The organism is Coprococcus sp. OM04-5BH (assembly GCF_003482105.1).
Classification (GTDB): Bacteria; Bacillota; Clostridia; order Lachnospirales; family Lachnospiraceae; genus Coprococcus.
On the sequence record NZ_QULM01000001.1, the window covers coordinates 222,905 to 237,189 of the forward strand.

At 43.4% G+C, this 14,285-nt stretch carries 13 protein-coding genes, 1 other RNA gene and 1 pseudogene; 4 read left to right on the forward strand and 11 right to left on the reverse strand.

Going from position 1 to position 14,285, the window contains the following annotated elements; genetic code table 11:
* Positions 1–142: 142 nt before the first annotated feature.
* Positions 143–889 (reverse strand): hypothetical protein, encoded by a 747-nt coding sequence (locus DXB54_RS00960; protein ID WP_118693989.1) that lies wholly within the window; start codon positions 887–889, stop codon positions 143–145.
* Between the two features lie 266 nt (positions 890–1,155).
* Between DXB54_RS00960 and DXB54_RS00965 the strand changes: the two genes are divergently transcribed.
* The gene (locus tag DXB54_RS00965; protein WP_021937410.1) at positions 1,156–1,407 is read left to right on the forward strand and encodes a TIGR03905 family TSCPD domain-containing protein; all 252 of its coding nucleotides are present in this window, start codon (positions 1,156–1,158) and stop codon (positions 1,405–1,407) included.
* Between the two features lie 23 nt (positions 1,408–1,430).
* Positions 1,431–2,498 (forward strand): undecaprenyldiphospho-muramoylpentapeptide beta-N-acetylglucosaminyltransferase, encoded by a 1,068-nt coding sequence (locus DXB54_RS00970; protein ID WP_118693990.1) that lies wholly within the window; start codon positions 1,431–1,433, stop codon positions 2,496–2,498.
* 57 nt (positions 2,499–2,555) lie between these two features.
* Here DXB54_RS00970 and DXB54_RS00975 read toward each other — a convergent pair whose 3' ends face one another.
* From DXB54_RS00975 to DXB54_RS01015, 9 genes and pseudogenes are all read right to left on the reverse strand, one after another.
* On the reverse strand, positions 2,556–3,116 hold the full coding sequence (locus DXB54_RS00975) for a TetR/AcrR family transcriptional regulator (RefSeq protein WP_021937408.1): 561 nt from the start codon (positions 3,114–3,116) through the stop codon (positions 2,556–2,558).
* A 222-nt stretch (positions 3,117–3,338) separates the two neighbouring features.
* Entirely contained in the window at positions 3,339–3,803 is a 465-nt protein-coding gene (locus tag DXB54_RS00980; protein ID WP_021937407.1) for a hypothetical protein, read from the reverse strand.
* A 35-nt stretch (positions 3,804–3,838) separates the two neighbouring features.
* Positions 3,839–4,429 carry an HD domain-containing protein gene (locus tag DXB54_RS00985; RefSeq protein WP_021937406.1) on the reverse strand — a complete coding sequence of 197 codons (591 nt, stop codon included), beginning with the start codon at positions 4,427–4,429 and terminating at the stop codon, positions 3,839–3,841.
* A gap of 200 nt (positions 4,430–4,629) precedes the next feature.
* Positions 4,630–4,893: signal recognition particle sRNA large type (ffs, locus tag DXB54_RS00990), an RNA gene on the reverse strand.
* A gap of 181 nt (positions 4,894–5,074) precedes the next feature.
* Positions 5,075–5,557: pseudogene (locus DXB54_RS00995) on the reverse strand (nucleoside deaminase); the annotation flags it as partial.
* A gap of 35 nt (positions 5,558–5,592) precedes the next feature.
* Complete coding sequence (locus DXB54_RS01000; RefSeq protein WP_118693992.1) at positions 5,593–6,708, reverse strand: DUF6128 domain-containing protein; 1,116 nt, start codon at positions 6,706–6,708, stop codon at positions 5,593–5,595.
* 118 nt (positions 6,709–6,826) lie between these two features.
* On the reverse strand, positions 6,827–7,702 hold the full coding sequence (gene rsmA / locus DXB54_RS01005; protein ID WP_118693993.1) for a 16S rRNA (adenine(1518)-N(6)/adenine(1519)-N(6))-dimethyltransferase RsmA: 876 nt from the start codon (positions 7,700–7,702) through the stop codon (positions 6,827–6,829).
* A 21-nt stretch (positions 7,703–7,723) separates the two neighbouring features.
* Positions 7,724–8,488, reverse strand: a complete 765-nt coding sequence (locus tag DXB54_RS01010) for a TatD family hydrolase (RefSeq protein WP_118693994.1) — start codon at positions 8,486–8,488, stop codon at positions 7,724–7,726.
* Positions 8,489–8,511: 23 nt separating this feature from the next.
* Positions 8,512–9,834, reverse strand: coding sequence for a hypothetical protein (locus tag DXB54_RS01015; RefSeq protein ID WP_199708716.1), 1,323 nt, complete (start codon positions 9,832–9,834; stop codon positions 8,512–8,514).
* A gap of 862 nt (positions 9,835–10,696) precedes the next feature.
* Here DXB54_RS01015 and DXB54_RS01020 point away from each other — a divergent pair.
* Entirely contained in the window at positions 10,697–11,884 is a 1,188-nt protein-coding gene (locus DXB54_RS01020; RefSeq protein ID WP_021937400.1) for a pyridoxal phosphate-dependent aminotransferase, read from the forward strand.
* Positions 11,885–11,897: 13 nt separating this feature from the next.
* The gene (locus tag DXB54_RS01025) at positions 11,898–12,545 is read left to right on the forward strand and encodes a Maf family protein (RefSeq protein ID WP_118693996.1); all 648 of its coding nucleotides are present in this window, start codon (positions 11,898–11,900) and stop codon (positions 12,543–12,545) included.
* Here the strand turns inward: DXB54_RS01025 and pncB are convergent.
* Entirely contained in the window at positions 12,542–13,756 is a 1,215-nt protein-coding gene (gene pncB, locus DXB54_RS01030; RefSeq protein WP_021937398.1) for a nicotinate phosphoribosyltransferase, read from the reverse strand. The genes DXB54_RS01025 and pncB overlap by 4 nt on opposite strands.
* Positions 13,757–14,285 lie beyond the last annotated feature (529 nt).

The following is a 14,285-nucleotide window of genomic DNA, read 5'->3' on the forward strand; positions in this document are numbered from 1 at the left end:
TATTTCTCTTTAAATTATTCTCTTTATTACATATTCATCACTACCTTCTTTTATACCTGCCAAATGTACATGTTTCTGTATTTGCCGGATCACTGCCTGTCCCTGCCATATCCGGCGATCATTTGCAAATAAAACATTCCGGTCATCCGATGATACCCGACAAAAGCTGCTCAAACAGTTCGTCGTTTATCTCCGTTCCCGCCGCCTTTCTGTCCTTCCACTTCGCTACCTCCTCACGGTCAACATTGTTGGAGTCTGTTTCCGCCCTTGCCTTGGCGTCCACCTGATGAACCCTGTCATCCTCCGTCATGTCTATGGTCTCGCATGCCTCCTCGTCAGTCTTGACAAATACACTGTCCACGGTTCTGTCCCGTTTTCTGTATCTCTTCACAGCTACATTTGTAATGTAATTAGACAGCTCCGAATCCAGTATATCCTTTCTTATGCTGTAATCCGTAAGCCTCTCCACCACAAGCATCGATGTTACCGTAACCGTACACGCCATCATATTAAGCAGGGTCTCATTAAATCCCGTCCCATGGTAATAATTGTACAACCCTGAGAATACCGTCATGCCAAGTGCCATGGTTATAAGCGACCTGGCAAATGATGACAGCAGCCCAACAGATACATGTCCTATCTTAAGGCGGTCCGTATAGGTTCTTACCCAGGATCTTGCGTCTGCAATATGTACATCCAGTACACACATGTCACCGAACTTCTTTCTTATATCCATAAGCGGTCTCTTTCTGGTTGCCTCCATATTCTTCGCCCCTCTGACGAGCCCCTTCATATATCCATTTACCACAAGCCGTATCGCAATACCTAACACTCCCGTGGCAGATATTATGTATAAAAATAAATTATGATTTAAAATATTATCCAACATACAATATCCTCCTTTATAATTCTGACCATTTTAAAATATAGTTTTGCGCATATACTATATATAATTTCCTTTCGGGCACTTATCTTTTGTTAGGATAATTATATGTGTGAAGTTTTTTATTTATCAACATTTTTCAATAGACAAATATCGCTAATTAGTGATATATTTTGTATATTATAAAGGGAGCGCAAGAGATGAACCCTTTGTTTCAAAATAAAAAATCACATATTTACATACGGACAAATATAAAAAAGCGAGGTACTGATATGAATTACAAGACAAAAGGAACATGTTCCATGGAAATTTCATTTGATGTTGTTGAGGACACTGTACACAACGTACATTTTGTAGGCGGCTGCAACGGCAATACGCAGGGTGTTTCAAAGCTTGTTGAAGGCATGAAGGTTGATGATGTCATTGACAGACTTGAAGGTATAAAATGCGGTCCAAGACCTACCTCCTGTCCTGACCAGCTTGCAAAGGCTCTTAAGCAGTACAAAGAACAGAAGCTCGCGTAACAATATAGGGAGGCAATAGCAATATGAAGAGAATAGTACTCACCGGCGGCGGAACTGCCGGTCACGTAACGCCTAATATAGCACTGATTCCTGAGCTTAAAGCTGCCGGATATGACATCCAGTATATAGGATCATATGATGGCATGGAGAAAAAGCTTATAGAGGATATGGGAATATCTTATCACGGCATATCTTCAGGTAAGTTAAGAAGATATTTCAGCATGAAGAACTTTTCTGATCCCTTCCGTGTACTTAAGGGAATGTCTGAAGCAAAAAAACTTATGAAGGAGCTTAAGCCTGATGTAGTATTTTCAAAGGGTGGTTTCGTAACCGTACCTGTAGTATTTGCAGCCCACAGCAGACATATACCCGTCATCATTCACGAGTCCGATATGACACCGGGTCTGGCAAATAAGCTTGCGCTGCCAAAGGCTTCAAGAGTATGCTGCAACTTCCCTGAAACCAAGGCTCTGTTCCCTGAGGGAAAGGCTATTGTAACCGGAACTCCTATCCGAAAAGAACTGTTCTCCGGAGATTCAGCATTCGCCCTGACCTTCTGTGGTTTCACAGACATGAAGCCGGTAATGCTCATAATCGGCGGTAGTACAGGAAGCGTAGCCATCAACAACTGTATAAGAGAAAATCTTGACGCCATACTTGAGAAGTTTAATGTGATCCACCTGTGCGGAAAAGGAAATCTTGATGAGTCCCTTAAGAATAAGAAGGGTTATGTACAGTATGAATATATTAAGAAGGAGCTTGCAAGTCTCCTGGCTTTAAGCGATATTGTTGTATCCCGTGCCGGTGCAAATGCAATATGTGAGCTTCTTGCACTGAGAAAACCGAATATTCTCATTCCGCTGTCGGCCGCAGCAAGCCGTGGTGATCAGATATTAAATGCTGAGTCATTTAAGAAGAGCGGTTACAGCTATGTAATAGAAGAGGAAAACCTCAACAAGGAAACTCTTCTTAAGGGCATTTCTTATGTTTATGAACATAAGAATGAATATATAGAGACTATGAACAAGAGCGAACTTGCGGATTCTACAGGCATAATAATGAATATGATAAATGAGCTTGCCGGGAATTAATCAAAATAGAGCATAAAAAAACTCATCCTTACGGATGAGTTTTTTATTGACCAGATCTTATTCAGTAAAACCGTACTTCTCTGTTGACTGAACAAAGTACCTCTTAACTGCCTCTAATGCTTCTGTCTCGTCGAAATCTGTATATCCAAGAGTTACAAGCATACCATAGGCAACAACACAGTTGAACAGGTTCTTGCTTACCTTTCCTGCTGCCTTGCCCTTTAAACCATACTCTTTATTAAGCTCAACAAATGTCTCTCTGCCATAATCGTTGAAGGCCTTTTTTCCAAGCTCCTGATGATCAATGTAATAATACTTGAACAGCATCGGCTCATAAGCTGCGAGCTTCACAATTCCCAGATAATAGTTACTGTAGGTGAGCTTCTTATACTTCTTCTCAGCTTCTCCGAGTATCTCCTGATATCTCTCTGCCGCCAGCTTTCTGGCAATCTTCTTAACCTGATCCATATCTTTGAAATTGACATATATTGGCTGAGTAGAACAATTCATTTCTCTAGCAAGGCTTCTTGCATTGAGATTCTCATAGCCATACTTTCTGAATACTGCGAAAGCACCGTCGATAATGGATTCTTTCATAATTGTTTTTGTTTTTGACATATTCAACCTCTTTCTATACAACCATATATCGTATCTGTCTCTTATACTCCATGTAAGCCGCACTATGACAATACCAGCTTGAGAAAATGGTATCCTTTTACTTTCACTTTGTCAATATGCATTTCTCATTATTTGAACTTAACCAACCTGTTTTAAACAAATTCTGCCGATTTTCATACGAAATCTTCCAGAACCATATACAACCGACTTCAGTCAAATCAACTAAGAAGCTCTGGCAATCCTTCCATATATAGCCTTGCATTTATCTTTGTCTGTAATCACTTCACCACCAATATTAATGGTAATGTCAACATTCTTATCTTTTCTTACGGAAAATGTAATCTTTATAGGTTTCTCTGTATATACATTATCATATCCATCTCCTGTAAGATTGATATTAATCTTGGAACCATAGAATGTAACAACCCATGTATCTGTGGCTCCCTCCTCATAGTACCACGCTGTACTCTTGCAAGCCTTCTCAAGACCATCGCCGAAAGTAACATCTGTATCCGGCATCTTGATAGCCTTTATCTTATCCACATGTGTCTTGGCATCATCATCAAAGTGGTACTGTATCATTCCCTTAATATACATCTGAGAAGTTTCAGGAAGAACAAAATACACACCTGCCAGGATTGCACCTGCAATAATAATAGCGATAATAACCTTAATTATCTTGTTCATAATTTCACCCACCTATATTCTCTTAACTATTTTATTTAGAACAATTCCTTTTCCAGTTGGAATATAAATTCTTCTATGAGCTGCATGCGCTTGTTATACTCAACCCGGCCTGCGTCAGTCTTACAACGCTTTATCTTAGGCTTATTGATCCTGTAAAAATTCTTAATCCTGTAATATGCTCTCTTGTAACTCGCTTCGTCTTCCTGAGCTGTTGCCATGGCATCCCATAAAATGCCTACAGCCCCAACCTCGTCTAACAAGTCAGCATCCATCACGATCCTGCACTCCAGAGACAACTCTGCCTCTGTATCCTTATCGGAATGCATCATTATGATTTCTCCGATCTTGGCAATCTTCTCCGGATCTACGCCCAGGCTGTCGAGATAATCAACAGCAATCTCTGCTCCGACCTCGCCATGCGGTCTGACTTCGTCCCAGCCAATATCGTGGAGTAATGCGGCAAGAACTATTATATCCAGGTCGCCCCCAAGTTTTGACTGAAGTTTAATAGCCCAACGATAAACCCTCATAGTATGCTCAAACCTGCTTCTGAACGGATAGTTTGGTGGTCTGCCGTTCTCGGCGGTCTGTTTTCTAACAAACTCTATTACTTCCGCATAATTCATCTTTAAAGTCGCCCCTTGAACCTATATTGGTGTTACTTCTCAATCATGTCAAATCTTCCATGACCTTTTCTCTGTTGTTAAAATTTACTAAACACTAACAGAAAGTATCATGTCCTATCATAACATCATTTGTGTTTTTTTACTATTATTTTTTTCATTTTTTATGAATTATTTACTGCATTTTTTTGAAATATAAAAATCCATGCGGTCTTATCTCGAAAAGCTATCATAAACGTTACCTCAGCAGTTAACTCAGCCCAGGCACCCTCACGGCACACAGGAGATTCCTCTTAGTGCTGCTACGTCTCCGTCCTGACACGGTTCGAAGAGTCCTGTTGCGCAAGACCCAGACATCAACATCACTTACTTAGGGCAGCTCTACAATAGACATCCCTCAAAAAGACCATCACCCCCGCTATAGCGGATTGCAGGTACAGGGCGCCGCTACCTCCCCGGTTGCATGGAAACTTTGAAAACATATTAAATTAAATTACCTATGAATTATATAAGACAGATCAAAAACCGTCAACCTTTTTTTCCTGCAGAAACATCTGCCTCTTCCTCCGCCGACATATCAGTCTTTTTCACCATCTGACACATCGATCTTTTCACCGGCTGACATACCAATCTTTTTTCATCGTCCGGCTTCTTTCCTATGCGTCCGGCTCTCAGGTCCGCGAAGAAGCTCTTCATAAGTGCACTGCACTCGTCCTCCATGACATTGTAGACAGTTTTAACCTGATGATTGAACTGCTTCATGTCCAGGAGATTGATTATGGATCCGGCACAGCCTGCTTTTTTATTCATACATCCTATGACCACCTCCGGTATCCTTGCCTGAACGATGGCTCCGGCACACATCTGGCAGGGTTCAAGAGTAACGTACATAACACATTCCTCAAGTCTCCAGTCCCCAAGCTTCCTTGACGCCTGCTCAATGGCAAGTATCTCAGCATGGGCAAGGGTGGTCTTCTTAAGATTTCTCTTATTATAGCCACGGGCTATTATCCTGCCCTCATGGACTATTACACAGCCTATTGGCACATCTCCGTTCTCATAGGCATGTAACGCCTGTGCGTAAGCTTTCTTCATGTATTTTATATGCTCCGGATTATTATTATCGTCCATATCTTATATTTCCTCTCTCGTGTATGCTCCGGCGGTCACACAGCCACATCTGTGACCCAGTAACCGAACCTGCCGGTCTTTCTGTCATTTTTATCAGCCATGATGAACCTGCCAAATCCAAATATATCCGCCAGGTATTTCTCCCTTGAGCTGTATATTCCCGGCACTCCGATCACATATCGTTTATCATTCATATTGTTCTGGTCAAAAACGAGCCTGCCAAGCAGTATGTACCTGTAGCTGTAATAGCCATGGGTCAGAAAACTGTTGATCCCCAGCTTCCAATTATTCATATCCAGAAGCCCTATGTCATTAGGAGTGATCTTTACACAATTAAGCACTGCCGAATCTCCGGTATCCCCGGTAAAAAATGTAGGCACGATATCCGGCAGTTTATCCTTAGTATTCATAAGTCTCTCCACCGCAGAGATCCTGTTGTCCATGTCCATCTGTGCCATATTCACAGAAGTCATGTTGTCAAGCACAGTCCCAGCCATGTCTGGGGCAGCCCCTCCATGTTCGACAACCTCTTCATGTCGCAGTTTCTCCGCCGCCACTATGTGATCATCATCTTTTATTTGCTCCGAACCGCTCTGAGCCATTTCACTGTGTACTATGTCACCACGATCTGCATGTCCCGGTATTGGCACATCCTCATGTCCTACATGCTCAGGTGCCGGCATATCCTCATGGTTTGCATGCTCAGATGCCGGCATGTCCTCATATCTCGGTGCCGTGTAATCACAATTATTGTCCGTCCAGGAGGAGCAGAATATATCGGAGCCGTCATCCCGGCATATATATATTCCGTTGAACGCCATCACCGGTCTGTGACTTCCCCCTATATTGTCCCAGGCGTCCAGGAACTGCCCGGTACCTCTTCCTCTGCTCATGCACATCTTTCCGATATACTGTAGCTTAGGTATGTAGACGATATTTGCCCGTGCCGGTCCCTCGCTCCCCATGTTCTGGGTCTCCATATAAAGGTACACATTGTAACAGGATCTTGAAGAATCCATTATGTCCCGAAGCCCTATGTTTATGCTGCATCTGTCCCCATCCCTTGAAACCTTTGCAAAACCTGCGTTGTCACACTTTTTTCCGTTGTGATATCTATATATATATGAAATAAATCTGTTCCAGTTGATCATAAATTATCTCCCTTTCATTGAGCATCAGTCCATCTAAAATCTATATAAAATAGCTCTCTATATATAGATAATATATGACCCGGGGGACTTTATATTCCCTGAAACATTTCGCGATTATTTACTTTTCGGGACAGTTTTCTCCCAACATATTGCTTAACCTGGCAAATTCCTCAAGCCCCAGATTCTCTCCACGTATATTTTCATTTAACCCCATGGCAGCCAGAGCCTTTCTAACATCCTCCTTAGTGAAGTCCAGCTCACCGGAATTGGCGATACCGTTCTGCAGGGTCTTTCTCCTCTGGCTGAAGGACGCCCTGATAAGCTTGAACATAAGCCTGTCATCGCAAACCTGTACCGGCGGCTCATTATATCTTGTGAGCCTTATGACCGCAGATCCTACATTAGGTCTCGGAATAAAGCAATTAGGAGGAACATTTGCAGCAATATAAGGCTTTGCATAGTAGGCAACCGCCAGTGACAGTGCGCCATAGTCCTTAGTTCCCGGTCCTGCCTGCATTCTCTCGGCAACCTCTTTCTGCACCATTACCGTTATGCTGAGCAGCGGCACATGCTGTTCAAACAGTCCCATAATTATAGGGGTTGTAATGTAGTAGGGAAGATTTGCAACAACCTTCAAAGGTCTGCCGCCATTTTCCTCTTCCACGATCCTGTTAATGTCAACCTTGAGGATATCATCATTTATAATTGTAACATTGTCGTACTCACTTAAGGTCTCTCCCAGGATAGGGATAAGATTTTTGTCTATCTCCACTGCAAATACTCTTCCGGCCCTCTCTGCCAGATATTGGGTCATGGTTCCTATTCCCGGACCGATCTCCAGTACTGTGTCCTCCCTGGTTATATCTGCTGCCGCAATGATCTTATTTATCACATGCTCGTCTATCAGGAAATTCTGTCCAAATCTCTTCTGAAATGCAAATTCATATTTTTTTATGGTTTCTATGGTTACCTGTGGATCACTTAATTTTCTCATACATCTTCCTATCTTATAGTTTTATTTTATCCTGTACAAAGCCTTGCCGTTTGCAAATGTCTGTTCATACACCTCTGAAATGTCTACTCCCTTAATAGCTGCAATCTCCTCTGCTATATATGGAATGTAAAGGGCACTGTTTCGTTTTCCTCTCATAGGCACCGGTGCAAGGTATGGGGAGTCGGTCTCCAGCACCAGTCTGTCAAGAGGTGCATACTCAACAACCTCCTTGAGCTTCCTGCTGTTCTTGAAGGTTACAACACCGCCTATGCCAAGATAATATCCCATGTCAAGATACTCTCTTGCCATTTCTGTCTCATAGGAGAAACAGTGGATGACACCGCCCTCAATATCACCGTGAGCTTTAAGTATGTTAAGGGTGTCTGCTGCCGCGTCCCTGCTGTGTATCACCACCGGAAGCTTCACCCCGGCCGCCAGCTCAAGCTGTCTCTCAAACCACTTTATCTGTTCTTCCTTGTTGTCCTTGCCGTAGTAGTAATCAAGTCCGATCTCACCTATTGCCTTAACCTTGTCAAGGCGGGACATTGCAAGCAGCTCCTCCATGTCAGCCTCGGTAAGTCCCTCAAGCTCGCTTGGATGAACCCCCACCGCCGCATAGACAAAGGGATATTTCTCCGCCAGCTTACAGGAATTTCTTGAGCTTGTCATATCCGCTCCGATATTCATAACAAGCTCTACTCCTTCCTCCCTAAACCTGGCAAATAATTCTTCTCTGTCCTCATCAAATTTCTCATCATCATAATGACCATGGGTCTCAAATATCATTTTTATATACCTCGGTTTATGTATTATTTTGTTATAACCTTTCCCTTTACCACACGAAAGCCTCGTCCGCCTATTATTACATTTCCGGTGAAGCCTGACTGGAGCTTGCCGTTCTTCACATAATAGGAGCTTCCGCCGTGTCTTACTATTCCCTCGTAATAGAATAATATCTTGCCGTTTACTGCGTAGTACCAGGCTCCGGTGGTATGCCTTGCAAGTCCCTTGAAGGAACTCTGCCATCTGCCGTTTTCAATATAATACCATGCTCCTGAACTATGCTTTACAAAGCCCTTGTACGAGGACTGCATTTTACCCTTTGCCACGTAATACCAGGCTCCTGAGCTATGCTTCACAAGACCTGTCATGGTTGTTGACATCTTACCGTTTGCCACATAGTACCAGGTTCCTGAGCTGTGCTTCACAAGGCCTGTGTACCCGAAATCTATCACACCGTTTCTTACATAATACCATGAACCGGAGCTGTGCTTTACCAGCCCTACATAGTCTGTGTCAACCTTATTGTCCACATAATATGACCATACGCCGTCAACCTTTATCAATCCTTCCTTTGAACGATACACCTGACAGTCACTGTCAGCATAAACCTTAATGCCCTCCTTACAGTAGCTTACATCTATGTATTTGAATTCATTTCCCCTGCACCAAAGCTCGTAAAGGGAAGTATTTGCTGTAACATCAAGGCTGTTAAGCCCGATATCGTTACAGCTTAGGACCTCCAGCTTGCTGTTGCTCTTCACATTTAAGACCTCAAGTCCTGTGTTGCTGCAGTCAAATTTCTTTAATTCACTGTTCTTTGACACATCTATATAAGAAATATCCGTGTTGCTCACGTCCAGCTCCTGAAGACCGGCAAACAGGTCAAGTCCCTGTACCTCTTCTATCCCGCTTACGTCACTTACATCTATGGCCTTAACCTCTGAAAGCTCGGCAGAGTCAAAATATCCGTTTCCGTCCTTATCAAAGTTCTCCTTAAGATACCCGGCAAATTCCTCATCACCGAAGTGTGCCGCATCAATGATTATACCGGACGCCTGAACCTGAGACATATCATCCTCAACAATCAGACTTTCATCACCTATTGCATCGGTCTTGGCAGTTATACCTTCATCACAGTTTGCATCGGTCTCCGCTGCCGTACTTTCACTGTCGGTTATGCTCTCTTCCGCATATACTCCGTTTAAACCGTTTCCTGAAAATGCTGCCCCGGAGATTACGCAGCCTGCTATGGCACCTGCCACCAACATCTTGTTCCAGTTGGATCTGTTGATGTTTATTCTGTTGTTATCTGCTTTATCTTTATTTATATTATTTTCGTTTCTGATCATGATAAAATTCCTTTCACCCATATATGCTCTATAAATATGGCCTTCATTCCTATTGTATAGATTTCCCCGGGAAAAACAAGAAAAAAATGTCCCCGGCAACTGCACCATGGCTTTTCACTCACACATATATCCACGCTCAAATACCTTTTTTTAACCACTCAAAGGCAAATATTAAGATGTCTTAATATTTTTATAAGAATTTTAACAAGTATTTTTATAAATACTAAATTATTTGAACACAATTTGTACACAAATAATCTGTATAGTAATCATTGTAAAGAGTTTTTCATTTATTTGAATCCTCTCTCCCCTCATTTTTTTATACGCAGTGGTGTTGTTGAAACCATTGCACATACAAAAAGGCGATAAATCTTTCCCCGGTTTATCGTCCTTTTTTTGTTATGGCAACGAGCCAAGTACGACATGCTTGCATGATCGGATTTGGCGACTGCTAATCAGCGGATAAAACTTGCAAAGCGTGTTTTATCGCTGTTATGACAACGAGCCAAGTACGATATGCTTGCATGATCGGATTTGGCGACTGCTAATCAGCGGATAAAACTTGCAAAGCGTGTTTTATCGCTGTTATGACAACGAGCCAAGTACGATATGCTTGCATGATCGGATTTGGCGACTGCTAATCAGCGGATAAAACTTGCAAAGCGTGTTTTATCGCTGTTATGACAACGAGCCAAGTACGATATGCTTGCATGATCGGATTTGGCGACTGCTAATCAGCGGATAAAACTTGCAAAGCGTGTTTTATCGCTGTTATGGCAACGAGCCAAGTACCACATGCTTGCGTTTTCTTAACAATAGAAGTATACTTTTTCTAACATTTACATAAAGGAGAGGACGCACAATGATTTCAAAAAAATATGCAGCAATGACCAAGAACACATCCATAATAAGAGAATTTGCCCAGTACGCCGGCAGACGAGCTGCCGAGATAGGTGCTGAGAATGTATATAATTTCACCATAGGAAACCCATCCGTACCTACAAGGCCAGAATTTACAGAAGCTATGTTAAGGATCATCAAGGAAACAGATCCTGTAGCCCTTCACGGATACAGCCCTACACTTACTATCCCATCTGTAAGACAGGCAGTTGCTGACTCCCTCAACAGAAGATTCGGCATGAACTACAAGCTAGAGGATATCTTCATGACATCTGGTGCCGCCGGGGCCCTTGCACACGCTATCAGATGTGTAACAGAGCCGGGAGATGAGGTAATTACATTTGCCCCTTACTTCCCTGAATACATACCATATGTAGACGGAACCGGAGCAGTCCTTAAGGTTGTACCTGCGGACATCACCTCATTCCAGATCAACTTCGATGCTTTCGAGGAGATGTTGAACCCTAATGTACAGGCTATACTTATCAATTCTCCTAACAACCCATCAGGTATTGTTTACTCAACAGAGACCATCACAAGACTTGCCCAGATTCTAAAGGATAAGCAGGAAGAGTACGGTCATGATATTTATATCATCTCCGACGAGCCTTACAGAGAGATTGTATTTGCAGGAACCGATTCACCTTTCATATCAAAGTTCTACGACAACAGTATCTGCTGTTACTCATTCAGCAAGTCCCTTTCACTTCCTGGCGAAAGAATAGGCTACGTTGCCGTAAATCCTGCCTGCAAGGACGCAGAGCTTATAATCAACATGTGCGGTCAGGTTTCAAGATTTACAGGCCACAACTGCCCTGCCAGCCTTATACAGCTTGCAGTTGCTGAGGTTCTTGACCTTACATCCGATCTTTCAATATACGAGAAGAACAAGAACATCCTCTACAAGGAGCTTACAGCCATGGGTTACGAGTGTGTTGAGCCGGGCGGAACCTTCTACATGTTCCCTAAGACTCCTATCGCCGATGCAAATGAGTTCTGTAACATGACAGCCCACGAGCTTGACCTTATACTTGTTCCGGGTGACAGCTTCATGTGTCCGGGACATATGAGATTGGCTTACTGTACAACAACGGAAATGGTTGAAAGAGCTCTTCCTCGTTTCGAGAAGGCTATCAGGATGTGCAAGTAAAAGGACAGATATTATGATAACAAATATACCTATAATACTGGGATCCGGCTCTCCGAGACGCAGGGAGCTGCTGTCCCAGGGCGGATATAAATACATAGTTATAAAGAGCATGTGTGACGAGAACACCGAAGTCCTTGCGCCATCAGAATATGTCATGACACTGGCGAAGAGAAAGGCGGATGACGTATTTGCAAGGATAACAGTGGACAGATCACTGTTACTTAATGATCCTGATGCGGTCTCCACCTTCGGTCCCCTGACTTCTGATACACCATTTATTGTTATCGGTGCCGATACAGTTGTTTCATTAAACGGCCGTATCCTCGGGAAGCCCCATGACCATAATGACGCATACAACACCTTAAGCAGCCTCTCCGGTCAGACCCACAACGTGTATACCGGTGTGAGCATTGCTTATTTTGACGGACACAGCGGGCACAGCAGGACCTTCTATGAAAGCACTCAGGTCACATTCTATCCTATGACACCGGAGGAGATCTCCTGGTACATATCAACAGGTGATGTGGATGACAAAGCCGGAAGCTATGGCATCCAGACCCAGGGTGGTCTGTTCATCAAAAAAATAGAAGGAGACTACAACAATGTGGTAGGTCTCCCTCTTTCCAGGCTTTATCACGAGCTGAACGCTCTCATTAATTAATTTGCTGTATTATTATCATTCTCCATACGCCACTTGATACATCTGTTGAGATAGTGTACATAATCGGGATTTTTGCACATTCCCTTTCCCGGCGTATCTGAGATCTTCGCCACATCCATGCCGTTGCAGGCTGTGGTCTTCATTACTATATTAAGAGGTGGTTCGTCGGTATCATTGGAGATATATGTTCCTATACCGAATGCCACCTTTATCTTTCCTACAAAATAATCATGTATGGCTGAGGCCTTCTCGAAGTCCAGGTTATCACTGAACAACAGGGTCTTGGTTCTGGCATCTATTCCAAGCTTCTCATAGTGAGCTATCATTTTATTTCCCCATTCATACGGATCTCCGCTGTCATGCCTTACACCGCTGAACAGTGTGGCATAGGTAAGCTGGAAGTCCTTAAGAAAGCAATCTGTGGTTATGGCATCTGTGAGGGCTGTACCATTTAACACGCCGTACTCCTTAACCCATGCATCAAGAGAATACCAGTTGGAGTAAGCGGGATTATGCTTGTGATTTCCCTGTCCCACGCACATTATCCACTCATGAGCCATGGTTCCAACAGGTGTAAGCCCGAACTTCTTCGCCAGGTACACATTACTTGTACCTACGAACTTGGAAGCAGGGTAACTGTGCTCAGCCAGTACCTTTACCGCCATCTCCTGTGCTTCGGCAGAGAGCCTTCTTCTGAGACCGAACTCACTGAAAGCCCCAAGATTAAGCTCACCTGTGGTGACTCTTCTTATCTTCTCGTTCAGCCTGTCTTCAAATGACTTCTTAAGCCTGTCATAATTGTAGTTCATCCTGAAGTAAACCTCATTGACTATGGCAAGGGTAGGTATCTCGTACATTGATGTGTTGAGCCATGTGCCCTTTGTCTCTATGGCAAGTCCGCACTCAGCGTCTTTTGTGATCTCGAAATCCTCGAATCTCGGCTTCCACAGTCTTAAAAAATCCACATAAGAGCCCTTGATCCACTTTATACCGTCCAGATACTCCAGCTCTTCCTCTGTGAAATTAAGTTTACAGTAGAGCTTTATCTGTCTTATTATCTCATCTACCATTTCATCAGTAAAATGCACATCTGTATTCCTGCACTTGAAACTCCAGGTGGTCTTATACTCACTGAACTGGTGATATATAGCCTGTCCCATACTGAATTTGTACATATCTGTCTCAAGCAGACTTGTTATAATCTGATGCATAACTGTTCCTCCATCATTTGAACATCAGCCCATTTAAAATTTGCCTTCATAGGTATTGCCCCCTCCCATTATGGGTAACGCCCCCTCGTTTACACTCGGCGGCAAGTCGATTGTGCCATTCAAATATGCGTTTTCAACGCATGGGCACAATCTCTGGGTAACGCCCCCTCGTTTACACTCGGCGGCAGGTCGATTGTGCCATTCAAATATGCGTTTTCAACGCATGGGCACAATCTCTGGGTAACGCCCCCTCGTTTACACTCGGCGGCAGGTCGATTGTGCCATTCAAATATGCGTTTTCAACGCATGGGCACAATCTCTGGGTAACGCCCCCTCGTTTACACTCGGCGGCAGGTCGATTGTGCCATTCAAATATGCGTTTTCAACGCATGGGCACAATCTCTGGGTAACGCCCCCTCGTTTACACTCGGCGGCAGGTCGATTGTGCCATTCAAATATGCGTTTTCAACGCATGGGCACAATCTCTGGGTAACGCCCCCTCGTTTACACTCGGCGGCAGGTCGATTGT

Excerpts from the sequence above, each read along its gene's own strand:
- pncB (WP_021937398.1), bottom strand. The coding sequence starts at position 13,756 with ATGCATCAGATTATAACAAGTCTGCTTGAGACAGATATGTACAAATTC.
- DXB54_RS01000 (WP_118693992.1), bottom strand. The coding sequence starts at position 6,708 with ATGATCAACTGGAACAGATTTATTTCATATATATATAGATATCACAAC.
- DXB54_RS01025 (WP_118693996.1), top strand. The coding sequence starts at position 11,898 with ATGATAACAAATATACCTATAATACTGGGATCCGGCTCTCCGAGACGC.
- DXB54_RS00960 (WP_118693989.1), bottom strand. The coding sequence starts at position 889 with ATGTTGGATAATATTTTAAATCATAATTTATTTTTATACATAATATCT.
- DXB54_RS00965 (WP_021937410.1), top strand. The coding sequence starts at position 1,156 with ATGAATTACAAGACAAAAGGAACATGTTCCATGGAAATTTCATTTGAT.
- DXB54_RS01020 (WP_021937400.1), top strand. The coding sequence starts at position 10,697 with ATGATTTCAAAAAAATATGCAGCAATGACCAAGAACACATCCATAATA.
- DXB54_RS00970 (WP_118693990.1), top strand. The coding sequence starts at position 1,431 with ATGAAGAGAATAGTACTCACCGGCGGCGGAACTGCCGGTCACGTAACG.
- rsmA (WP_118693993.1), bottom strand. The coding sequence starts at position 7,702 with ATGAGAAAATTAAGTGATCCACAGGTAACCATAGAAACCATAAAAAAA.
- DXB54_RS01010 (WP_118693994.1), bottom strand. The coding sequence starts at position 8,488 with ATGATATTTGAGACCCATGGTCATTATGATGATGAGAAATTTGATGAG.
- DXB54_RS00985 (WP_021937406.1), bottom strand. The coding sequence starts at position 4,429 with ATGAATTATGCGGAAGTAATAGAGTTTGTTAGAAAACAGACCGCCGAG.
- DXB54_RS01015 (WP_199708716.1), bottom strand. The coding sequence starts at position 9,834 with ATGATCAGAAACGAAAATAATATAAATAAAGATAAAGCAGATAACAAC.
- DXB54_RS00980 (WP_021937407.1), bottom strand. The coding sequence starts at position 3,803 with ATGAACAAGATAATTAAGGTTATTATCGCTATTATTATTGCAGGTGCA.
- DXB54_RS00975 (WP_021937408.1), bottom strand. The coding sequence starts at position 3,116 with ATGTCAAAAACAAAAACAATTATGAAAGAATCCATTATCGACGGTGCT.